The 23,435-nt window shown below is 55.5% G+C and carries 18 protein-coding genes and 1 rRNA gene; 12 read left to right on the top strand and 7 right to left on the bottom strand.

The features are described from left to right. Positions 1-59: 59 nt before the first annotated feature. Complete coding sequence (locus CGZ80_RS17780) at positions 60-1,544, bottom strand: catalase (RefSeq protein WP_094416944.1); 1,485 nt, start codon at positions 1,542-1,544, stop codon at positions 60-62. A gap of 311 nt (positions 1,545-1,855) precedes the next feature. Here CGZ80_RS17780 and gpmI point away from each other — a divergent pair, with 311 nt between their 5' ends. After that, positions 1,856-3,463: a 2,3-bisphosphoglycerate-independent phosphoglycerate mutase gene (gene gpmI / locus CGZ80_RS17775; RefSeq protein WP_094416912.1), complete on the top strand. Its 1,608-nt coding sequence runs from the start codon at positions 1,856-1,858 to the stop codon at positions 3,461-3,463. A 160-nt stretch (positions 3,464-3,623) separates the two neighbouring features. Further along, complete coding sequence (locus CGZ80_RS17770) at positions 3,624-5,858, top strand: NADP-dependent isocitrate dehydrogenase (protein ID WP_094416942.1); 2,235 nt, start codon at positions 3,624-3,626, stop codon at positions 5,856-5,858. Positions 5,859-5,901: 43 nt separating this feature from the next. Here CGZ80_RS17770 and CGZ80_RS17765 read toward each other — a convergent pair whose 3' ends face one another. Further along, a complete protein-coding gene (locus CGZ80_RS17765) occupies positions 5,902-6,504 on the bottom strand; it encodes a hypothetical protein (RefSeq protein ID WP_094416910.1) in 603 nt (200 codons plus the stop codon). A gap of 384 nt (positions 6,505-6,888) precedes the next feature. On the opposite strand from CGZ80_RS17765, the gene queA reads away from it, so the two are divergent. Continuing rightward, a complete protein-coding gene (gene queA / locus CGZ80_RS17760; RefSeq protein ID WP_094416908.1) occupies positions 6,889-7,989 on the top strand; it encodes a tRNA preQ1(34) S-adenosylmethionine ribosyltransferase-isomerase QueA in 1,101 nt (366 codons plus the stop codon). Here queA and CGZ80_RS17755 read toward each other — a convergent pair. After that, positions 7,958-8,380: a hypothetical protein gene (locus tag CGZ80_RS17755; RefSeq protein ID WP_094416906.1), complete on the bottom strand. Its 423-nt coding sequence runs from the start codon at positions 8,378-8,380 to the stop codon at positions 7,958-7,960. The two genes, queA and CGZ80_RS17755, sit on opposite strands and share 32 nt — an antisense overlap. A 404-nt stretch (positions 8,381-8,784) precedes the next feature. Here CGZ80_RS17755 and leuC point away from each other — a divergent pair, with 404 nt between their 5' ends. The 5 genes from leuC (at position 8,785) to CGZ80_RS17730 (ending at position 14,288) form a co-directional block, all read left to right on the top strand. Beyond that, positions 8,785-10,209: a 3-isopropylmalate dehydratase large subunit gene (gene leuC, locus CGZ80_RS17750; protein ID WP_094416904.1), complete on the top strand. Its 1,425-nt coding sequence runs from the start codon at positions 8,785-8,787 to the stop codon at positions 10,207-10,209. Between the two features lie 21 nt (positions 10,210-10,230). Further along, complete coding sequence (gene leuD, locus CGZ80_RS17745; protein ID WP_094416902.1) at positions 10,231-10,824, top strand: 3-isopropylmalate dehydratase small subunit; 594 nt, start codon at positions 10,231-10,233, stop codon at positions 10,822-10,824. A 33-nt stretch (positions 10,825-10,857) separates the two neighbouring features. Then, positions 10,858-11,664, top strand: a complete 807-nt coding sequence (locus CGZ80_RS17740) for a DUF1080 domain-containing protein (protein ID WP_094416900.1) — start codon at positions 10,858-10,860, stop codon at positions 11,662-11,664. A gap of 30 nt (positions 11,665-11,694) precedes the next feature. Further along, the gene (locus CGZ80_RS17735; RefSeq protein WP_094416898.1) at positions 11,695-13,260 is read left to right on the top strand and encodes a S41 family peptidase; all 1,566 of its coding nucleotides are present in this window, start codon (positions 11,695-11,697) and stop codon (positions 13,258-13,260) included. A 227-nt stretch (positions 13,261-13,487) separates the two neighbouring features. After that, complete coding sequence (locus CGZ80_RS17730; RefSeq protein WP_143544009.1) at positions 13,488-14,288, top strand: hypothetical protein; 801 nt, start codon at positions 13,488-13,490, stop codon at positions 14,286-14,288. 672 nt (positions 14,289-14,960) lie between these two features. On the opposite strand, the gene CGZ80_RS17725 is transcribed toward CGZ80_RS17730, so the two are convergent. The 3 genes from CGZ80_RS17725 to CGZ80_RS17715 all read right to left on the bottom strand — a co-directional run bounded on the left by CGZ80_RS17725 (position 14,961) and on the right by CGZ80_RS17715 (position 18,062). Continuing rightward, positions 14,961-15,161 (bottom strand): hypothetical protein, encoded by a 201-nt coding sequence (locus tag CGZ80_RS17725; protein ID WP_094416894.1) that lies wholly within the window; start codon positions 15,159-15,161, stop codon positions 14,961-14,963. 140 nt (positions 15,162-15,301) lie between these two features. Next, positions 15,302-17,158, bottom strand: a complete 1,857-nt coding sequence (glmS, locus tag CGZ80_RS17720; protein ID WP_094416892.1) for a glutamine--fructose-6-phosphate transaminase (isomerizing) — start codon at positions 17,156-17,158, stop codon at positions 15,302-15,304. A 199-nt stretch (positions 17,159-17,357) separates the two neighbouring features. Then, a complete protein-coding gene (locus CGZ80_RS17715) occupies positions 17,358-18,062 on the bottom strand; it encodes a hypothetical protein (RefSeq protein ID WP_094416890.1) in 705 nt (234 codons plus the stop codon). 234 nt (positions 18,063-18,296) lie between these two features. Here CGZ80_RS17715 and CGZ80_RS17710 point away from each other — a divergent pair, with 234 nt between their 5' ends. From CGZ80_RS17710 to CGZ80_RS17695, 4 genes are all read left to right on the top strand, one after another. After that, the gene (locus CGZ80_RS17710; RefSeq protein ID WP_094416888.1) at positions 18,297-20,477 is read left to right on the top strand and encodes an FdhF/YdeP family oxidoreductase; all 2,181 of its coding nucleotides are present in this window, start codon (positions 18,297-18,299) and stop codon (positions 20,475-20,477) included. Between the two features lie 25 nt (positions 20,478-20,502). After that, positions 20,503-21,885: a sulfatase-like hydrolase/transferase gene (locus CGZ80_RS17705; protein WP_094416886.1), complete on the top strand. Its 1,383-nt coding sequence runs from the start codon at positions 20,503-20,505 to the stop codon at positions 21,883-21,885. A gap of 86 nt (positions 21,886-21,971) precedes the next feature. Beyond that, positions 21,972-22,622, top strand: a complete 651-nt coding sequence (locus tag CGZ80_RS17700) for a thioredoxin family protein (RefSeq protein ID WP_094416884.1) — start codon at positions 21,972-21,974, stop codon at positions 22,620-22,622. 54 nt (positions 22,623-22,676) lie between these two features. Next, positions 22,677-22,976 (top strand): hypothetical protein, encoded by a 300-nt coding sequence (locus CGZ80_RS17695; protein WP_143544008.1) that lies wholly within the window; start codon positions 22,677-22,679, stop codon positions 22,974-22,976. A gap of 362 nt (positions 22,977-23,338) precedes the next feature. Here the strand turns inward: CGZ80_RS17695 and rrf are convergent. Then, a 5S ribosomal RNA gene (rrf, locus tag CGZ80_RS17690) occupies positions 23,339-23,435 on the bottom strand; the annotation flags it as partial.

Below are 23,435 nucleotides of genomic sequence, written 5' to 3'. Positions count from 1 at the left end.
CTTGCCGGGCCGCGTTGAATGCAGACGGATGCAATTGCGTCCAAAAGGAGCGTCCCAGCCTAAGCAATCGGGATCGGTTCTTCGGCTGGCTCTTCTAATTTCGAGGCAACCGATTTGGCAAATTCATCGTCGACTGCTGCGAATTGCTGCAACATTTTGTCGCGGATTCTTTCTGGACTGTCCGCCATTGAATTGGCAATCGCAGTACAGAGCCTTTCTCGCGCCGCTTCGTCCAAGACGTTGTTCCAAAATAGACGCGGTTGACCGAAGTAGTCCTGTTCGTCGCAAGCGAACTCGTCATATCGCCGACCGTCGCCATGAACTGGCATCGGTGGCTCGAAACAGTGACCAGTCTCCTTGGGGCCGTTCATCTTGTTCGGTTCATAGTCGACGCTTCCACCGCCATTCCCGTCGACTCGCATAGCGCCATCGCGGTGGTACGTCGCGTAGGGACAACGAGGTGAATTGACGGGAACTTGGTGATAGTTGACGCCAAGGCGGTACCGGTGTGCGTCCGGATAACTCAGGACTCGGTTCTGCAGCATTCGGTCGGGCGAAATCCCGATCCCGTCAACTAGGTTCCCCGGTTCAAACGCTGCTTGTTCGACATCTTGGAAATAGTTTTGTGGGTTGCGGTTCAATTCCAAAACGCCGACTTCCATCAACGGATAATCTTCGTGTGGCCAGACCTTTGTCAAATCGAAAGGATGCCATTGATAGGTCTCGGCATCTTTTTCGGGCATCATTTGGAGACACAGTTTCCAGCGGGGATAGTCACCCGATTGAATCGCGTCGAACAGATCTCGAGTCGAGTAGTCGGGCGCTTCGCCGGCCATCTGAATCGCTTCTTCATCGCTGAAGTTCTCGATTCCCTGTTCCGTTTTGAAGTGGAACTTGACCCAATGCCGTACACCGTCACGGTTGTAAATACTGAACGTGTGGCTGCCGTATCCATTCATAAACCGTGCACTTTTAGGCGTCCCGCGATCGCCGTAGAGGAACATTACTTGGTGCAATGCCTCCGGTACTTCGCCCCAGAAATCCCAACGGCGCCAGTGTGGCTTCAAGTGGCTTTGCGGTTCGCGTTTTTGGGTCCGGATAAAATCACTGAACTTCAGCGGGTCACGGATGAAGAAAATCGGCGTATTGTTCCCGACGAGATCCCAAACGCCTTGATCGGTATAAAATTTCAACGCGAACCCGCGAGGGTCGCGTGCGGAGTCAGCGGATCCAGATTCACCGCCGACGGTTGAGAATCGGGCGAAGACTTCCGTCTCTTTACCTACCTTGCTGAATAGATCCGCCATGCAGTAGTCGCTGATGTCGTTCGTCACGGTGAATTTGCCAAACGCACCGTAGCCTTTTGCATGGACGACGCGTTCAGGAATTCGCTCCCGATTGAAGTGGGCCATCTTCTCGACCAAGTGCACGTCTTGCATCAAGAGTGGCCCGCGAGGGCCAGCCGATTGCGAATGTTGGTTGTCGTCGACGGGGCGTCCGAATTGCTGAGTTTGAAAAGGGCAACGTGGTTCGTTGTCTGGCATCGTGGCTCTCGTGCTCACATGGGTGGAACGGATTTTCGCGATCTGGTGATGCAACATCGGTGCCCAACCGCACCACGGCTCTGATTTGCGGTCCGTGGGCTAGGTGGCTTGTCAGTCTTGATCGATGTTAAGGCAACTTGATTGATCTGCGTTCTCGACACTTCCGTGCCGCGTTTCCCAATTGCGATTGCAATCGACCGCCGCACGCCCACTTTGGAAGCTTGCGAATCTGGGCTACGATTTGAGAAACTGAAGCACGCAATTTTCATAGACCCCCGTACATCTTCCCCACACACCGCACAGTCCAAGCTATGACCGAAGTACGTCGAAAACCCGTGGTATTGATCGTCCGAGATGGATGGGGCAAAAACCCGTTTCCCAAGTGGGATAGCGCAAACGCCGTCGTCCAGGCCGAAACGCCTGTCGCCGACGATCTCATGAAGACCTATCCGAACGTGTTGATCAAGACATCGGGCGAAGACGTCGGATTGCCAGCAGGTGTCATGGGCAATAGCGAAGTCGGTCACCAAAACATTGGTGCGGGGCGGATCGTCGACCAAGAAGTCATGCGAATCACGCGTGCGATCCGCGAAGGCCGGTTCTTCGAAAACCCGGTTCTGCTTGGGGCTCTCGAACACCTCAAAACGACCGGTGGCAAACTGCACATCCTGGGTTTGATGAGCGACGGCCGAGTGCACAGCGACCTCGACCACGCCCTGGCCGTCGTCGACCTCTACAAGAGCACCGGTTTGCCCGCCGATCGTTTGGTCATTCACGCAATCACCGACGGTCGCGACACCTCGCCCACCGGCGGGTTGGACTACATCAAAAAGATCGAAGATAAACTGTCCGATGCCGGTGTCGGTCGAATCGGTACCGTTGTCGGACGCTTTTATGCGATGGACCGCGACCTTCGCTGGGAACGTGTTCAAACCGCCTATGACGCTCTGACCAAAGGGGCTAGCCGAACGGCCGCGACCGCACTCGAAGCCATTCAGGCATATTACGACAACCCGACCGAACCGAGTCGTAGCGGCGACGAGTTCATCGAAGCGACCACCATTGTTTCTGACGGACAAAGCCCTGCCTTGGTTGAAGACGGTGATTCAGTCGTGTTCATCAACTATCGCGGTGACCGCACCCGTGAAATCACCAAGGCGTTCGTCTACGACGATCAAGCGTGGGCGGACATCGACGGTGGCGGATTCGATCGGGGACAAAAGGTTGACAACCTTTACTACGCCACCATGACGGGGTACGAAACCGGTTTGCCGGTGAAGGTGATTTTCGAAAAGCCCGCCAAGATGCCAAACATTCTGGGCCAGTACGTCAGCGAAAACGGACTGAAACAGTTCCGTTGTGCTGAAACGGAAAAGTACCCGCACGTCACGTTCTTCTTCAATGATTACCGTGACGATCCATTCGAAGGCCAGTTCCAAGAAATGGCCCAATCGCCGCGTGACGTTTCCACCTACGACCAAAAGCCAGAGATGTCAGCGGCGGAGGTCACCGAGTATGTCTTGAAAGAGATCGAATCGGGACGCAGCGAACTGTTGATCGTCAACTTTGCCAACGGCGATATGGTCGGCCACACCGGCGTTTTGGCAGCCGCCGTCAAAGCGGTTCAAACGGTCGACGCCTGTGTCGGCAAAATCGTCGAAGCGACGTTGGCGAAGGGCGGATCCTTGGTAATCACCGCTGACCATGGTAACTGCGAGCAGATGGTCAATCCGGAAACCGGTGGTCCACATACCGCACACACGACCTACGACGTGCCATTGATCGTTGTCGAACCGGGTTTGGAAGGCAAGACGTTGCGTGAGGGTGGTCGACTGGCAGACATCGCGCCGACCGTTCTGGCGCTGCTGGGATTGAAAAAACCGGCCGAGATGACCGGTGAAAGCCTCATCGAACTGTAAACAACAGGACCGGGTGTCTTGCCAGCCCAGTTGACTCGCCCAGACGCTTTGACTGGGCAGTTCGTCTGGGCTAGTCCAGGTGACAATTCGGTGGCAGGTTGGTACGTTTGGGCCAGTGACTGGCCCATCATTATCACACTTGCCTCCAGCGGTCATCGAAATGTCTGACGAAGCTTCGAGTATTGTTTACACCTTCACCGATGAAGCGCCTGCGTTGGCGACCTTTTCTTGGTTGCCGATCGTTCAAGCCTTCACCAACGCCGCCGGTGTCACCGTCACCACGAAAGACATTTCGCTCGCCGGCCGCATCCTCGCGAACTTTCCTGAATCGCTGGACGACTCACAGCGTGTTGAAGATGCGTTGACCCAGCTTGGCGAACTCGCCAAGACCCCTGGCGCAAACATCATCAAACTTCCCAACATCAGCGCGTCGATTCCTCAGCTGACTGCTGCGATCAAAGAATTGCAAGCTGCCGGATACAAAGTCCCAGACTATCCGGGCGAACCAGCCACCGACGAAGAAAAAGAAATCAAGGCTCGCTACGCCAAGGTGCTCGGCAGCGCAGTGAACCCCGTCCTTCGCGAAGGCAACAGTGACCGACGTGTCGCCGCGGCGGTTAAGAACTACGCCAAAGCCAACCCGCACTCGATGGGCGCCTGGTCTTCGGATTCACCGTCGCACGTTGCGAGCATGGCAGACAGCGATTTCTATGGCAGTGAAAAGTCGGCCGTCATCGAAGCCGCAGGTAAGCTGAACATCGACTTAATCGCGGCTGATGGCACCAAGACAGCTTTGCGTGCGCCATTGGCTGTCGAAGCCGACGAAGTGGTTGACGCGTCGGTGATGAGTGTCAGCGCTTTGCGTCATTTCTATGCCGCACAAATCGCAGATGCCCGCGAGTCCGGCATTCTACTGTCGCTGCACCTCAAAGCGACAATGATGAAAGTGTCCGACCCGATTCTGTTTGGCCACGCCGTCGAAATCTACTTTGCCGACGTTGTCGATAAACATGCCGATACGCTCAAGCAAATCGGTTTCAGCTCGAGAAACGGCATGGCATCGCTCGAGCAAAAACTCGACGAATTGCCCGCCGACAAAGCCGCTGAAATCAAATCCGACATTGCCGCCGCTTACGAAGCCGGACCGTCACTGGCAATGGTTGATTCGGACCGCGGCATCACGAACCTGCACGTCCCAAGTGATGTAATTATCGATGCATCGATGCCAGCGGCAATCCGCAGCAGCGGCATGATGTGGGGGGCAGACGGAAAGCTGCACCCAACAAAAGCGATGATCCCAGATCGCTCCTATGCGGGCGTCTATCAAACGGTCATCGATTTCTGCAAAGCGAACGGGGCCTTCGATGTCACCACCATGGGCAGCGTCAGCAACGTTGGCCTGATGGCAAAGAAAGCCGAAGAATACGGCTCGCATGATAAAACGTTCGAAGTCCCCAGCGACGGCACCGTTGTCGTTACCGACCAAGACGGCAAAACGATCTTCGAACATCCCGTTCAAGCCGGTGACATCTGGCGGATGTGCCAAACCAAAGACGTCGCCATCCGCGACTGGGTCCGATTGGGTGTCGAACGCGCACGCTTGACCGGAGCGACCGCAGTGTTCTGGCTGGACCGCAATCGAGCTCACGATCGCAACTTGATCGCTAAGACCGAAACCTACTTGAAGGACCACGACACCGACGGTTTAGACATCCAGATTATGGACACCGTCGACGCAACCCGATTGGCTTGCGAACGTGCGAAGGATGGAAAGGATACGATCGCTGTTACCGGCAACGTGCTTCGCGATTACCTCACAGACTTGTTCCCAATTCTGGAACTCGGCACGAGTGCCAAGATGCTGTCGATCGTTCCGCTGCTCGCCGGTGGTGGACTTTTCGAAACGGGAGCCGGAGGTTCGGCCCCAAAGCACGTCCAACAATTCATCTCCGAAGGACACTTGCGTTGGGACTCGCTCGGCGAATTTTTGGCCTTGGCTGTTTCACTCGAAGACCTCGCCCGGAAAACTGACAACGCGAAAGCCGGAGTCCTCGCTGCGGCACTGGATCTTGGCACCGAAATATTCCTGCAAGAGGACAAGTCGCCAAAACGAAGTGTCGGTGAACTCGACACTCGAGGCAGCCACTTCTACATGACTTTGTATTGGGCGGAGGCACTCGCCAAGCAAACCGACGATGCAGAACTGGCCAACCAATTCGCAGAAATCGCGACCGCTCTACGTGAAAACGAAGACACGATCGTCGGCGAACTTAACGCGGCTCAAGGCGACGCGGTTGATCTGGGCGGATATTTCCAGCCACACTGCGAAAAGGCTTCCGACGCGATGCGTCCAAGCCAAACGTTGAACGAAATCGTTGACCGTTTGGTGAAGTAACGGATACGGCTTTGAAGTCGCACCAAGGCGAGGACCGTTGACCTTACGGCACCGCGGATTCCGAAACCTCCTCAAAGGTTTTGCGATCAAGAATCCGCGGTGGCTCGCTAGTAAGAAAGTAGTAGCTGGCCGAAATGATTGCGACTCCGGCAATGATCAGCCCCGACATCGCCAGGTATCGAACCACGTGCGATGCGAGTCCCTTTTTGCGATAGACGCGATTTGACCTCTCGATCTTTTCCGCTTTCGAAAGGTCATATTCGCTACGTTTTTCGACGACATTGAGCAGCTCCTTGGCTCGATCACTTGCTTGCTCGGAGTCGGGATCGGCCGACGGGGCGACCGTCGTACCGATCGGTTGATGAATGCGCCGTTCAATCGCATCACGCAGCGGCGGCAACACCCAGCTCATCGAGAGGATCTTCGAACGTTCGAGCGCATAACGTCGCATCTCGACCAATAGCTCGACTAACTCGGGCGGTGCATCGGGGACTTTGCGCAGATCGAGTGGAACGCGATGAGTCCGTCGATCGATCTCGCGCACCAATAATGAACGCAGTTGCTCGAGATCGGCATCGGCACCCCATTCGATACAAACCGGCTCCGTTCCCGATAGACGATCCAATTGCTTGTCCAAACGCGACATCGAGTACAAGCCTCGCGGATTTCGACTTCGTATTCACACTTAGCCAACGACAATGCGTCAATCACTCAGTCGCCGTTGTTAATCACACAGCAACCTTCCAAAGATCCCCCTCGCCAATCAAGTCTAGGGTAACCACCTCGCCCCCACCCGACGACGTCTTCAGCTGTCGAAACCCCACCCCACAGCACAACTTCAAGTGGCCCGCACGTGGTGTTCACGCGATCTACACAATGCCAGCTGCTTGAAGCAGTTTTCGCTTGAAAGCAGAGTGGCTTTGTACAGTCCCGATCTGTCCAGAAGATTCGCTCGGCAAGGTACAGATTGTGACTCGAGGACGGCGTTGGCCTGTGTACCGATTGGTAGTTCCGAAGGTACACTGCGGCGATGAGCGAAATTGATATTTATGATTTTGAGTTGCCGCGTGAATTAGTCGCCCAACAGCCCCTGCCGACCCGCAGTGACGCACGCTTGATGTTGGTTAATCGCCGATCTGGAACGATCGAGCATCACCACGTACGCGACTTACCCGACCTGTTGCGTAGCGAAGACACGTTAGTTCTAAACGACAGTCGCGTGATCCCGGCCCGTATGATCGGCTTTCGGACGCGCACGGGCGGACGTTGGCAAGGATTGTTCTTGCGTGCCGATGCAGATTCGGGGATCTGGGAAGTTCTGACCAAGACCCGCGGCAAATTGGTCGCCGGTGAGACCATCACCGTCGAGGACCGCAACGGATTACCCGGCATGCGTCTCGAAGTCGTCGCGCGAACCAACGAGGGGCATCTGCTGGTCATGCCGCGACCCGCGACAGAATCGTTCGGTCAAATGTCCAGTGAGGGTCTCGACGAAGACAGCCCGCCGCACGAATGGCTGCAGCGATACGGCCGAGTGCCGTTGCCACCGTACATCCGTGACGGACACATGGTAGATGACGATGTCGAACGTTACCAAACGGTGTTCTCCAAAACGCCAGGCAGTGTGGCGGCACCGACTGCCGGATTGCACTTCACACCACCGCTTTTGAAACAGATTCAGTCGGGCGGCACGGAGACCGCATCGGTAACGCTCCACGTCGGACTGGGAACGTTTCGTCCGGTCGCCACGGAGTCACTCGACGACCATGTGATGCATACCGAATGGGCCGAAATTAGCGAAGAAAACGCGGCCTTGATCAACGAACGTCGCACCGCCGGTGGGCGCTGTGTCGCGGTGGGAACGACCTCGGTACGAACGCTTGAAAGCGCCGCCGCTGCACTCGACGGCGCGTTGGATGCTTGGTCCGGAACGACAGACCTGTTTATCCGTCCGCCTTATCAGTTCAAGGTTGTCGATGCTTTGATGACCAACTTTCACCTGCCCAAGAGCACGCTGCTGATCCTGGTCAGCGCACTTGCCGGTCGGGAGCTGATCCTTGAAGCGTACGCCAAAGCGGTCGAGAGCGAATACCGCTTCTTCAGCTATGGGGACGCGATGCTGATCGTGTAAGCCGCATCCCGATCAGGAATAAAACGATGGCCGGCGTCATCGCCAAGCCGGCCCATTTGTGAACCTGCATCAATTCGTGCATCTGGTCCGTCGATGGAATCGGCAGCATGCAGTAGAAAACGCTTGCGATGGTGCCGAGTCCAGCGACCACGATCAACAGGTAACCCAGCACGTAGAGCCACGAAGTTGAGTGCCTCGGCGACAGGTAGCGCACCATCACGAATGCAAAGAGCGGTAGTCCGAACACCAGCATCCCGCTTGCCATCATGTGGGTCAAAAGCATTGACCCACCAAGAGTCTGTCCGCCAAGTGCCGGAACGGACGTTACCGTCAAAACGGCAACTACCAGAATCAGGCAGGCGATTAAAAAGCGGTCGATCCAAATGGCCATAGCGAAATCGTCAATTGTCAGAGCGGGTCGATAGTCTTGAGTGCTGGTTTACGGCACTCAGGAATGCGAAGTTTAAACGCTCCTGGGGATTTTGTAGAACCGGGTTCTTGACTGCGCCAGACCAAAGGCCTGTTCCATGGCCCTTACTGGTTGATGCTGTTTGAAACTTCGCGTTCGTCCGGTCCCGCCAGAGGGGAGGATTCGAAAAGAGTGCCGTCATGGCAACCTGTCTGATGTGCTCCCTAAACGGCCCGCAATGCGGAGTTACCAGCCCTCATTGGGCTCCTTCCGAAAACTGAATTCCCCCTGTGCGGCGAAACCGCTCATTGACAAAAAACGGCTTTCGGCCGAAAGTGAGGCGGCAAAAAGCCGCTTTCCCGTACCCACCCTTACCATTCCCTTCGATGACCGATGCATCTTCGTCCGGCCCGCGGACACTTTTAGATAAAATCTGGGATCAGCACGTAGTTCACCAGGACGAGTCCGGCCCCGCAATTCTGTACATCGACCTGCATTTGGTACACGAGGTCACGAGCCCGCAGGCCTTCGAAGGCCTCCGATTAAACAATCGCCCGGTTCGTCGCCCTGAGCGAACATTGGCGACACCTGACCACAACGTTCCCACCTCGGACCGGTCTCTGCCAATCGCCGACCCGATCAGTCGGAAGCAGATCGAAACGCTTCGTGCCAACTGTGCCGAATTTGGCGTCCAACTGTTCGACATCGGAGATGTTCGCCAAGGGATCGTCCACGTTATCGGCCCAGAAAACGGCTACACCCAGCCCGGCATGACCATCGTTTGTGGTGACAGTCATACCGCAACGCACGGCGCGTTCGGCGCCCTCGCTTTTGGGATCGGAACCAGCGAAGTCGAACACGTACTGGCAACGCAAACGCTGTTGCAATTCAAGCCAAAGACCTTCGAACTTCGTGTCGACGGCAGCTTGTCAAAAGGCGTCACGGCAAAGGACATGATCCTTTACCTGATCGGCCAAATCGGTACCGCGGGCGGGACCGGATACGTTCTGGAGTACACCGGCGACGCAGTTCGCGCGCTGACGATGGAAGAACGTATGACGGTGTGCAACATGTCGATCGAAGCGGGCGCCCGCGCCGGCATGATCGCCCCCGACCAAGTCACCTTTGACTACTTGCGCGGCCTGCCCGAAGTCCCCAAGGATTTCGACGCGGCCGTCAAACGCTGGAGCGAATTGAGCACTGACGCTGGCGCTTCGTACGACAAATCGTTGACCTTTGCCGGCTCGGATATCCAGCCGCAAGTCACTTGGGGAACCAACCCCGGTCAAGTTTTGAGTATCACCAGCAAGACACCCAACCCTGCCGATTTTGACGACGCGACGGATCAAAAGACGACCAGCGACGCGCTCAGTTACATGGGCTTGGAAGCCGGAAAAGCGATCCAAGATATCTCAATCGACCGCGTCTTTATCGGCTCGTGCACCAACGCCCGCATCGAAGACTTGCGTGCCGCCGCCGCTGTTGTCAAAGGCCATCGCGTCAGCGACAAAGTCAGCGCCATGGTTGTCCCAGGTAGCGGTCAAGTCAAAGAACACGCCGAGCGCGAAGGCCTGGACAAGATCTTCCGCGAAGCCGGTTTCGATTGGCGTGAAGCCGGTTGCAGCATGTGCTTGGCGATGAACCCCGACAAGTTGGCACCGGGCGAACGCTGTGCCAGCACCAGCAATCGAAACTTTGAAGGCCGTCAGGGCAAGGGCGGACGGACGCACTTGGTCAGTCCCGCGATGGCAGCTGCTGCCGCAATCGAAGGTCACTTCGTCGACATTCGCGATTGGGGCTACAAGGGCTAAGACTTACACCGGGATACAACCATGCAAAGCTTTATCAAACACACCGGCGTCGTCGCGACCATGAACCGCGCCAACGTCGATACCGACCAAATCATTCCGAAACAATTCCTCAAACGCATCGAACGCACCGGATTCGGTCAGTTCCTGTTCTACGATTGGCGTTTCCAAGATGACGGCGAAACACCGAACCCTGAATTCGAACTGAACCAGCCAGCCGTTAAAGACGCATCGATCCTGATCGCACGTCGTAACTTTGGCAGCGGTTCCAGCCGCGAACACGCCGTCTGGGCTCTCGATGACTACGGTTTCCGAAGCGTCATCGCTCCTTCGTTCGCGGACATCTTCTTCAACAACTGTTTCAAAAACGGTGTCCTGCCAATCGTGCTGCCCGAATCGGACGTCGATGAACTGTTCGCCAAAGCAGAGGCAAAAGGCACCTACGAGCTGACCGTCGACTTGGAAAAGCTCGAGATCTATGACTCCGAAGGATGGAAGCGGTCGTTCGAAGTCGATCCAAGTCGTCGCGAAAAACTGCTGCAGGGACTCGATGATATCGGGCAGACCCTGCAAGTGGAGGATAAAATTGCTGCCTACGAAGCTGCTCGCAGCTGGTAGCCCTCCCGATTATTTCTCGACCTAGAATTGATCATGCAACAGCGAAACTACCTGCCGATCGTCCTACTCAGTTTGTTTCTCGTCCCGGTTTGGGGCACACCAAGCGATGCGGAGGACTTTCCGGCGGGAGAATGGGTTTCGCTGTTCAATGGAAAAAACCTCGACGGCTGGACTCCAAAAGTCCGCTATCACAAGTCGGGTGAAAACTACGGCAACACCTTCCGAGTCGAAGACGGTCTGTTAAAAGTCCGCTACGACGAGTCGGCATACCCGACATTCGACGAGCGTTTCGGACACCTCTTTTACAACCAGCCTTTTTCACACTACCGGTTCCGTGTGACGTATCGCTTCGTCAGCGATCAGACCGAAGGCGGTCCTGGTTGGGCGTTTCGAAACAGCGGCGTCATGATCCATGGCGAGCCGCCACAATCGATGACATTGGACCAGGACTTTCCCGCGTCAATCGAAGTTCAACTGCTTGGCGGAAATGGCAAAGACGATCGCACGACAGCGAATCTTTGCACCCCCGGAACAAACGTCGTTTACCAAGGCAAACTGCACCGACCACACTGCACCAATTCGAATTCCGAAACGTTTCACGGCGACCAATGGGTGACCGTGGAAATCGAAGTTCGCGGGTCCGAAGTCATTCGCCACATCATCGACGGAAAGACGGTCCTCGAATACACCCAACCGCAACTCGATGAATCCGACGAACACTCAAAAACTTTGATCGCAAAGCAAGACGGACTGCTGCTCGAAGGCGGCACGATCTCGCTACAGTCAGAAAGCCACCCTTGCGATTTCAAAACTGTCGAAATCATGGTGCTGAAGCCCTAGTCTGGCCTGGCCAGAATCGAGACGTTCGAAATGCCATCGCGCAACTTCAATATCATCTTGTTTGCCGTCGTCTCCTGTTGGGCATGCCATGTCCAATATCGAAAGATGCGGACCGCCAGCATTGTCGGCGAAGCGATCGATTTAATTGAACGCAACTACGTTGACCCGATCGATCGCGAATATCTGCTCAAGTCCGCGATTCTAGGTGTCGTCGGCGAACTCGATGAACACAGCAGCTACTTCGCCGTCGATGCCTACGAGTCGTTTCAAGACAGCATGCACCAAGAATTTGCCGGAATCGGCATCTTGGTCAGTCAGCGTGACGAGAGCAAACCCGTTCGCGTGATTACACCACTCGTCGGGTCGCCAGCCTTAAAAGCTGGTCTGCTGCCAGGCGACCAAATCATCAAAGTCGATGGCGTCGATGTTTCGCAGATGAAGCTTCCCGAAGTGAGCGGCCGGTTGAAAGGAACGCCTGGCACTTCGGTGAACCTCGTCATCAAACGTGACTCTGGCGAACAGTCGATGTCCGTCGAACGGGCCACGATCGAACTCGAATCCGTTGTGGGTGATCACCGCGACGAAAACAACGCCTGGGTGTTTCGCCTGAAGTCAAACCCAGATGTCGCCTACATTCGTCTGAAGAGCTTTGGCGAAAAGACAGTACGCGAACTTGAACAGGTTCTGCAATCGCTCAACAATGACTTCACGGCGCTCGTACTCGACCTGCGTGATAACGGCGGCGGCTTGTTGTACGCCGCCCGAGACGTCGCTGACATGTTCTTGACCTCAGGAACGATTGTCTCGACACGAACACGCGGTGGTAAACTCGAAAAAGCCTACCATGCCGGTCCAGACGTGTTGGTTGATCCTGACCGCCCAGTCGCGATCCTGATCAACGGAAACTCCGCAAGTGCCAGCGAAATCGTTGCCGCCAGTCTAAAGGACAACGGTCGGGCCATCATCGCGGGAACACGCAGTTACGGCAAAGGAACCGTCCAGGAAATCAAGCCGTTGCAATACGGTCGAAGCGCACTTCGCTTGACGGTTGCGAAGTACTATCGGCCAAGCAATCGCAATATTCATCGAGATGCCGACGCGACCGAAGACGATGAATGGGGCGTGAAGCCTACCGACGGCTTCAACATCCCAATGGACTTGCAACAGCTTCAACAGCTGGCAATCCGCTGGGACAGGGCGTCTTATCCACTGCTTGCAGGAATCGAAGAAGAAGATCCGTCCCAAGCAGTCGTACCCGCGATCGAATCTGAGCAAGCCCCCACGGACGAGCCGACACCACCGATCGCAGAGAATCAACCAAGTCAGCCGGACGAAGAAATCCCAGACGCGATTGACCCCGATCCTTCCAATCCCGCGGATGAACTTTCAACGCTTGAACCGAAATCCGGCGCGGCGGAACCCGACAATCACAACAGGCCAGCTGTCACCCCTCCGCCGGATCATGTCGAATTAAACGATGAAGCGGCGGCGAATGTTGCTGAAGGCCCAGAAGCACTTTCCTATGACCCGCCACTCCGCGCCGCGGTGGGTATGCTTTTAAAGGAATCCGTTGGCCGCCCCGCAGCGCCGAACTGATCAACAGCGAGCGACAAACACGCTCCCCAGACGGACCAGAACACTGCTCTTCAAGCGGGTTTCTCGATTCTAACCGGGTGGGTTTTGCCTGGAGAGTGCCCGTTTCTCCGTGCGAAACCGTTTGCCGATCGATGCAGGCACAACTATCCTAGAACCGTCCGCTTCTACTCTTTTCTTTTGCAATGAACTTCTTGCCCGCTCGCACAGGGAAAAAGGATCCACTCGCAATGTCTCGACGTTTGCTCTCTATGGCAGCTCTTGCCGCGGTTTTAAGTTCAGGAACCGCGTTGGTGAACCAACCCGTGTTCGCCCAAAACCAATCGATCCTCGCCGAAGTCTATGGTCGTGGTGTGCACGCATATTATGCCGGTGACTACGCCGGTGCGTTTGACGAATTGACCGCTGCGATCGATGGCGGATCCCGTGACCCACGCGCCTACTATTTCCGCGGTATCGTCTCTCACTTGCAAGGGCGTCCAGAGCAAGCGGAATCAGACTGGGAAACGGGAGCAGAAATCGAAGCGATGCACGGCGGCAGCCAGTATATCGGTCGCTCACTCTCTCGCTTCCAAGGCTCGGCTCGGCTAAAGCTTGAAAACATCCGTCAGAAGGCACGCTTAGCAGCCCTTGCAAACGCTTCGCAGCGTTCGGACATTCGCATGCAAGAGTTGAATGCTCGCGGCAACCGACCGGCACCGCCCGTCGCGCGGTCCACGGCACCTTCGCCAGCTCCTGCCGCTCCGGCGAACCCCAAAGTCGACAACCCATTCTTGGACGACGCCCCACCAGCAAATGCGTCTGTCCAAAACGACGACCTCCTGAAAGACGTTGTTGGGAACCCATTCGAAAACGACGAGCCAGCGATTGATGCTGCCGCGCCGGCTGACGCGGGACCAGCCGCCGCCGATGATCCATTCGGCGCCGGTGCCTCGGGAAGCCCATTCGGTGATTCAGCTCCTGCCGGAGGCGATCCCTTTGGAGCAGGCGCTGGTGATGACCCATTTGGCGGCGACCCATTCGGCAACTAACCGCGGCCGCACCGACCGAAGACCAACGAAAAAAGCCAAGGCAAACGCCTTGGCTTTTTTTGTTTCCGGTGTCAGAAGCTTAATGGCAGAGTCGGGTGATCAGGCACCGGAACCTGATCACCCGGCTCGAAAGCCATTACATCCAGTGAGCTCGGTACAAGACCTCACATCACTATCTGTTACTCGAAGCGTAATTCCCCGTTACGCTTCAAGCGATCATCCCTGAAGAAAGTGCGTCTCCATACTTTCCTCCCTTACCAGACCGCTATTTGCAAACACCGTGCCACTGAACGAAGGTGGTCTGTTTCCATCGGCAGGAAACATCACTAACGGGCGTTATCGGCGGCGTTACGCCGGAATGCGGTGACCCTGGCGTCTCTTCCAATGCAAAAATATTCCGGACAACTGGTCACCAGTACAGATCAGATCGCTCTACCGAAACGAGCGATGCACACTTACTGTGCATCAAATCAGCCGATTGCTTGCAGAGTTGGCAATTCAATCAAGCGATTGTTGAAAACCTGTCAGCAGAACAGACGTTTCACGGGCTGCCGAAAAAAGCATCGTCGCAGCCAAAAAAGAACGGCCCACGTTGGGGCCGGATCAGTTTTTCGATTGTGGTCCCGCACGCCAATTGAAGAAGACGTTGCGGTGTTCCAGGCGACGAGTCCGTTAGAGACGCGACTGAATCGCGGCACTTTGGATTTCCTCTGCATTTGGAACGATCTTGGTGACGCTGACCTTGGTGCGACGAAGCTCGTCGATTTCAGCGGCCATCTCCGAGATCAGGTTGGCGATTTCGGTTCCAGCCGATTCGCCAATGTTATTCATCAGGGCCTTGCGCGAGTTAAACGTCAATCCGTGTCGGTTCATGTTAAATCCCAACTAGTCTGAACAGAGATGCACTTGGTGTTTGCCCCCGCACCATCAAGAAATAAAGCGTAATTTGCGGAGCAAGGTCCGCAATCCCTTTCTACCCAAAAAACACGGGGACAAGACGCCCCCCGCGGACATTATTCCACCGTGACGCTTTTCGCCAAATTCCGTGGCTTGTCGACATCACATCCGCGGAGCAAAGCTATGTGGTACGACAATAGCTGAAGCGGCACAACCGTAACAATTGGCTGGATCAACGATGGCACATCGGGGATGTGGATGATGTCGTCAGCGACCTCCTCGATATGGGGGTCGTCCTTGCTTGCCACCGCGATAATCGGACCGCCGCGTGCTTTCACCTCTTCCATGTTTGCCAGAACTTTGTCGTACGTCGTCCCTTGTGGAACAATGAACACACTTGGCGTGTTTTCGTCGACCAACGCGATCGGACCGTGCTTCATTTCAGCGGCCGGGTATCCTTCCGCATGGACGTAACTGATTTCTTTCAGCTTGAGTGCACCTTCCAGGGCAGTCGGAAAGTTCAACTGGCGGCCTAGGTACAGAATATTGGTTGCATTCTGGTACTTCTCGGCAACCTTTTTAACGTGTTCGTTGCACGTCAGCGCCTCTTGGACAGCACCCGGTGCTTTCATCAAGTCAGCGATGATGTTCGTTCCGGCTTCATAGCTGAGGTGACGGATGCGTCCGAAATACAATGCAAGCATCGCCAGCACAGTGCATTGGCTGGTGTAGGCCTTGGTGCTTGCGACCCCGATTTCGGGACCTGCGTGCAGGTACACCCCGCCGTCGGCTGCTTGCGCGATGGAACTACCAACGACGTTACAAATCGCCAGCGTACGATGCCCTTTTCGCTTCGTTTCCCGCAATGCCGCGAGCGTATCAGCCGTCTCGCCACTTTGCGTCAGACCGAAGACAAGTGTGTTATTTTCGATCGGCGGATTGCGGTACCGTAGCTCGCTGGCGTACTCGACGCTCACAGGAATCCGTGCCAACTCCTCGATCAAGTACTCTCCCACAAGTGCCGAGTGCCAACTGGTTCCACAACCGGTCAGAATGATCCGTTCCACACTGCGCAATTGCTGGGGCGTAAGATTCAAACCACCGAAGACAGCTGTCGCGTTTTCCTCGTCCAGTCGGCCGCGCATTGCATTGCGGAGCGACTCGGGCTGCTCATAGATTTCCTTGAGCATGTAGTGGTCATAACCCTGCAGGCTGACATCGTCTTCGACCGATTCCAGCGGTTGAATCTGGACGTTGACCTTTCCTTGGTCGCGATGCAGAACCGTGAATCCGTCGGGCGTCAAAATCGCCAGTTGATGATCGGCCATGTAAACGATGCGATCGGTGCAACCGGCGAGCGGCGATGAATCGCTGGCAACGAAGTACTCGCCACTTCCGACACCGAGAACCAAGGGGCTGCCAAAACGTGCCGCTACCAAAAGGTCAGGCTGGTCACGAAACGCCACCACCAGTCCGTAAGTGCCCCGCAGCTGGGCGATCGCCCATTGGACAGCTTGTGCGTAGCGTAAACTAGGCTCACCGTCACTCGATTTCGTGACTTTTAAACCTTCCGCAATCAAGTGCGCGACAACTTCGCTGTCGGTCGCGGAATGAAATTCGTAGCCCTTTTCGATCAACTCGTTTTTGATCGACTGGTAATTCTCAATCACACCGTTGTGCACGAGAATCACTTCGCCGTCGCCGCCGAGATGCGGGTGAGCGTTTTCTTCCGTTGCTGGGCCGTGTGTCGCCCAGCGCGTGTGCCCAATACCAAGCTTTCCGTCGACCGGGTTACTGCCCAGACGCGACGCCAACGCATCGATTCGCCCGACGCTTCGTGTCACATGGAATTGCTGATCGCAGGTAATCGCGATTCCGGCACTGTCATAGCCGCGGTATTCCAGCCGACGAAGGCCGTTGAGCAGGAAGTCGCCAGCATTATTGGCACCGACGTAACCAACGATTCCACACATGGATCGGGGCTCACCTTGTGAGGGGGGAGAGATTCACTACACCTTTCGATTTATAAGCGTAGCTCACGTTGAAAGAAATGCCGAATAGGCAGACTATTTCAGCGATCCGCTCTCGCTACAGGTGTGCAGCCCATTGTTCCGCTCAACCGGAAGAAGTGAATCCATCAGGACCGGAATTGAGCAAGAATTAAATGCCAACCTAGGCGGCTTTGCGAATCGTCGATTCGGACGTCGCGGACAACACCGACCAGCATCCATCGTCGCACTTCATCAGCTTTGTGTCAGGCTTGCTCAAACGTGACAACAATGACTTCTCGGAGTCACTTGGAACGGAATCGACCGACCACAAAATCACGTCCACTTGGCCGTAGGTTCGTAGCACCCGATCGAGCCCCTGCTCGACCGGCATCGGAACCAAGTGAACTTTCGCTGGGTATTCGCGGAGCTGGCGATGAAATTCTCGTAGAGTCAGCGGATTGCCACCGAGCTCGAATGAGTCCACCGCAATGTAGCAAACGGGTGTCGATTGCTCCCGACCAGTTAGCGCGTCCACGATTCCACGCCCGCGATTCCCATCTCCGATCCCGATTTCCAGCACCGTGTTGGCGGAAGAATCAGCAAGTTGCTTGCAAAGCTGCTTGTCGGCCCGATTCAATTTCGGTCGAGGGATCTCCGCTTTGGCAACGGTCGCATCGGCAACACTCGACTGCGCTAAAACTGCCTTGTCGGTAACAGCAACAGGCGTTGGTGATTGTTGGGGTGGGATCGATTTGAGCTTGGCCGTTACCGGCGGCGTGGTTTCAACCGCGATTCGAAGTTCTGCTTGAACCTCTTGCTGAACATCGCTGCTCGGCTCAGTTTCCGATTTACCACGAATCGAATTCCAGAGCTTTCGAAGTGGCATCGCGTCGTCTCCAACCTTTTCCTGAACATGTAAAAGTCGCCTACACCCACCGCAAATCATGTCGGTCGTAGGGTCACGATTGATACAACGAATTCGCCAAACGAAGGATTAACACGGACGCGGCAAAGATTGCCGGTTGGGTTGCCATGAACGGCTGCTGGTGGCTGCCTACCCGGCATTGCTCTGCTAGGATGGTGTTTTCTGATGCAGGACGTTTTTTAGAGGGATGATCCATTGAAAGTCGGCAGCGGTGGCGGATTTCGCGCGATTCTCTACACCATCAAAAAAGGTCGCGAAGCAGGAGGCGTTTGGAAGCTCTACCAAGCACTTCGTTCTCGCAACAGTTGCAAGACTTGTGCGGTCGGAATGGGTGGCCAGAAGGGCGGCATGGTCAACGAGCTCGGCCACACATTCGAAGTCTGCAAGAAGAGCATGCAGGCCATGGTTGCTGACATGCAACCGGGAATCAGTCCAAACTTCTGGAAACAGAATTCGATCGAGTCGCTGAAACAACGCACGCCTCGCGAATTGGAAAACCTCGGTCGCCTCATCCACCCTCTGCGATACCGAGCGGGTGCCACACACTACGAAGAGATTACCTGGAAAGAGGCGATCGATTCAATCTCCGGCCGTCTTCTTCAGACTAAACCTGATGAAAGCTTCTGGTACTTCAGTGGCCGCAGCAGCAACGAAGCCGGTTTCCTGCTTCAGCTTCTCGCCCGCGTCTACGGGACCAACAACGTCAACAACTGCAGTTATTACTGTCACCAAGCCAGCGGTGTCGGACTGCAAAGCAGCGTTGGCAGTGGCACGGCAACAATCTTGCTGGGCGATCTCGAAAAAGCTGACACGGTCTTCCTGATTGGCGGCAACCCAGCGAGCAACCATCCACGGCTAATGACCAGCTTGATGCGTGTCCGCCGCTCCGGCGGCAACGTCATCGTTGTGAATCCCGTTCGCGAAACCGGCTTGATCAACTTCCGCGTGCCCAGCGATCCGATCTCGCTACTAAAAGGCACCAAGATCGCTTCACACTACATACAACCACACATCGGTGGTGACCTCGCGTTGCTTTGGGGACTTGCCAAAGCAACCAAACAACTAGGCGCGTTCGACACAAGCTTTTTGCAAAACCACACCAACGGATTCGAGCAATGGTCGAGCGCAATCGACGAGCTTTCTTGGAATGAAGTCGAATCGAAGTCCGGTGTGGCTCGGAGCGAAATCGAAGCGATCGCAAAACTTTACGCCAATTCGAAACGATGCGTGTTCTCGTGGACGATGGGAATCACCCATCACGCCCACGGCGTCCAAAACGTCCAAGCGATCGCCAATCTCGCATTCGCCCGCGGGATGGTCGGGCGTGAAGGCTGCGGGCTGATGCCGATCCGCGGGCACAGCAACGTCCAAGGGATCGGTTCGGTCGGCGTGACACCGAAATTAAAGACGCAGATCTTCGATGCGTTGAAAGATAAATTCGGTGTCCAGCTTCCCGACACACCCGGCATGGACACGCTCGAGTGCATGGAAGCGGCGGCAGTGGGCGACATCAAAGTCGGCTTTTGTTTGGGCGGCAATCTCTATGGTTCGAACCCCGATTCATCGTTCGCCGACCAAGCACTTTCGAATCTGCAATTGAACGTGATGCTCAGCACGACGATGAACACAGGACATGTCCACGGCTTGGCCCAAGAAACCATTATCCTGCCGGTACTCGCACGCGACGAAGAACCCGCGCCGACGACCCAGGAATCAATGTTCAACTATGTCCGGATGAGCGATGGTGGGCCAGCGCGTTTACCCGGACCACGAAGCGAGATCTCCGCCATTGCAGCGATCGGCAAACAACTGCTTCCCGATGTACCCGGAATCGACTGGGACGACCTCAGCCAACCCGCGACAATTCGCAAATGGATTGCTGCGGTTGTCCCCGGTTATGCCAAGATCGGCGCAATCGATGAAACCAAAGAAGAATTTCAAATCGAAGGTCGAACGTTCCATCAACCAAGCTTTGGAACTGCCGACGGACGCGGTGTCATGCATTGCCATTCGATTCCCGATCTGAAAGGCACCGATGCGAAGCAGCTACGTCTAATGACAGTTCGCAGTGAAGGTCAATTCAACACCGTCGTTTACGAGGAAGAAGACCTTTATCGCAACCAAGAACGACGCGACATCGTGTTGATGCATCCCGACGATCTGAAACGTCTGGGGCTGGTTCACGACCAGTTGGTCACCGTACGCAGCGAGACTGGTGAGCTACCCAATATTTACGCTCGAGGCTACGACGCGATCCGCAGTGGCAACGCGTTGATGTACTACCCCGAAGCCAACGTGTTGGTCAGCCGCCAAGCGGATCCGCAAAGTAAAACCCCAGCGTTCAAGGGCGTCGTGATAGAATTGCTCCCGCAATAACCCTCCCCACCTGCGACCTTCCCCCATGAATCCATCGCCACGCCTTGTCTCCCTGCTAAGACTTTCGTTCGTACTCCTCGCTTGGCTACCGCTTACCAACAGCAGTTTTGCTCAGACGACAGAACGTCCGCCAAATCTAGTCCTGCTTCTCAGCGATGACATGGGATGGACGGACTATGGGTTCATGGGACACCCCGATGTCAAAACGCCAAACCTCGATCGGCTCGCTAGCCAAGCGGCGGTGTTTCCGCGTGGATACGTCCCGACAGGTCTTTGCCGCCCATCGTTAATGACGCTGCTAACCGGACATTACGCGTCCACGCACGGAATCACCGGCAACGACCCTTCGCCAAAGTACGCTGAGAAAGATTCCAATCTTTATAATCAGCGCCGCAGCCAACTGATTTCCTACCTCGATCGCTTCGAAACGCTGCCCGAAGCTCTTGGAAAACGGGGCTACCTCAGTCACCAAAGTGGCAAACTCTGGGAAGGCAGCTATACCAACGCCGGGTTCTCTCACGGGATGACGCAAGGCTTTCCCAACAAAGGCGGGCGTCATGGCGACGTCGGCTTGGAGATCGGGCGAAATGGCATTGCCGAAATCAACCAGTTTCTCGACACCGCTGTCAAACAGGACAAGCCATTTTATCTTTGGTATGCGCCTTTTATGCCACACACCCCGCACACGCCGCCAAAGCGTCTGTTGGACAAATACCGCGATGGCCGCCCGCTGACTGTCGCGAAGTACTACGCCATGTGCGAATGGTTTGACGAAACCTGTGGACAGATCATGGACTCACTCAGCGAGCGCGGGCTCGATGACAACACCATGATCGTCTACCTCACCGATAACGGTTGGATCCAAAATCCCAATGCCAACGGCTACGCACCTCGCAGCAAACAATCCCCGTATGACGGCGGCGTGCGCACACCGATCCTTTACTGGATGCCCGGTCAAATCAAATCCGGTCGTCGAGACGACCTCGCAACGAGCCTAGACATTTACCCCACCATGCTGGCTGCGGCAGGTGGTCAACCAGATTCGGAACTCCCGGGCCTCAATCTGCTGGAGCCCCTGAAAACCGGTCAAAAGATCGAACGCGATACGCTCTATGGTGAAGGCTTCGCACACGACATCGCTGATATCGAAAATCCCGAAGCAAGCCTGCTTTACCGATGGGTCATCGAGGGCCCCTGGAAACTCTTGCTGACGTACGATGGCGAAGTCAATCGATACAAATCCACCCATCCGCGCACCGAGCGTGGACCGCAACTGTTCCAACTACTGGAAGATCCCACGGAATCAAAAAACGTAGCCGGGCAGCACCCCGATATCGTCGCCCGCCTCGCAGGAAAACTGGATGACTGGTATTCGGTTAGCCAGCAAACAACGATCAAAACGCCATAGTTGCATGCTGCCCCGCGCGTCGGCGACCTCACTTGCCGCGGACCGACAATACCAGGCCGCTGTCCTGATTCACCAATAGCTTTCCTATGCACCGACTACACCTACGCCCCATCGCATTTGCCGTTACTTCGGCGTTCGCAATTCTTGTCGTGTTATCAGTCGATTCGCAGCCATCGATAGCCGGCAAATACAACAGTGTCTTGAACATCGGCGACAAAGCACCAACCTGGAAAGACTTACCCGGAACGGACGGCAAGACTCACTCATCCGATCAGCTTGAAAACGCCAAAGCGACCGTCGTTGTCTTCACCTGCAATTCGTGCCCGTATGCGTTGGACGCCGAAGACCGAATCATCGAATTCACGAAACAGTACACTCCTAAGGGAGTTTCAGTGGTCGCGATCAATGTCAACAAAGTCGAAGAAGACTTGTTGCCGGCAATGACCGAACGCGCAAAAGAAAAGTCGTATCCGTTCACATACTTGTTTGATGAATCGCAGCAGGTCGCGAAAGACTTTGGCGCGAAGTACACACCAGAATTCTTTGTGCTCGACGCCGATTACAAACTGGTCTACATGGGGGCGTTCGATGACAGCCCCGATGGCGACGCAGTCAACGAGCACTACGTTCGTGATGCCGTTGACGGGATCCTGCAAGCGAAAAAAATCGACGTCACCGAAACAGTGCCGATCGGTTGCCGAATCCGACTGGAACGCGAGCGCCGCCGGCGTCGCTAGCTCGTTCGAGTTTTGCCACTTCGAAGCGATACCACACACAGTTCCGTCAATCCCTTGAACATTCGCGAACAATCATTCGGTTCACGCTGGCGTCCAATCGCGATGCTCGCTGTTTCGATCACCGCTGCAGCCCTAGTGACTGCCACAATGATCGTCGCGAATGGATCGATCACTCTTTTTTGTGTCTATTGGTTCGTAGAGAAAAACCCCGATTGGGCCGAACGACGAAGTATCATCCAGTTCGTGCTATTCACCGTCCCAATGATCATGGTTGTTGCCGAATGGATCCTCTGGGACGTCATTCGTGGCCACCTCTCTAAAGAACGCTATGCTCGGATGCAGCCGAAGCAATGAGTGCGCCAGCGAAAATCGCCTAAAGGCTAGTCTCCAACCGCTGGTGTCTCGCCTTGAGGCGATTCTCGGTTCCCCGAGGCTCTGAGACCATTGAGAGACATCGCGAGCGACAACTACACGTTTCACAAAACCACACGGACTCCCGTCTCCTTCGAGGACTTTGCCAGATCGACGCCGCTTGCCGAATCCGAGCGGAGAGCTGGGACGGAACCGACGCTAGCGCGTAACGGCTAACCGGATGCACGCTGGAGTCTAGCCTTTAGGCGATCCGCGGTCCGCACCACGCCTGTTTTTGTCAATTCCCACTACATTCAGCGCATAAAAAAAGCCCTTTGGTTCGAAGAACCAAAGGGCTTTTAAAAAAATGGCGAGACCTACTTTCACGCTGGTGGGCACTATCATCGGCTCGGAAAGCTTAACTGCTGTGTTCGGGATGGGAACAGGTGGGACCTTTCCGAT

Source organism: Rhodopirellula sp. MGV (assembly GCF_002251265.1).
Classification (GTDB): Bacteria; Planctomycetota; Planctomycetia; order Pirellulales; family Pirellulaceae; genus Stieleria; species Stieleria baltica_A.
Note: the sequence above shows the minus strand (reverse complement) of the source record. Positions and strands in the feature narration are given on the sequence as shown.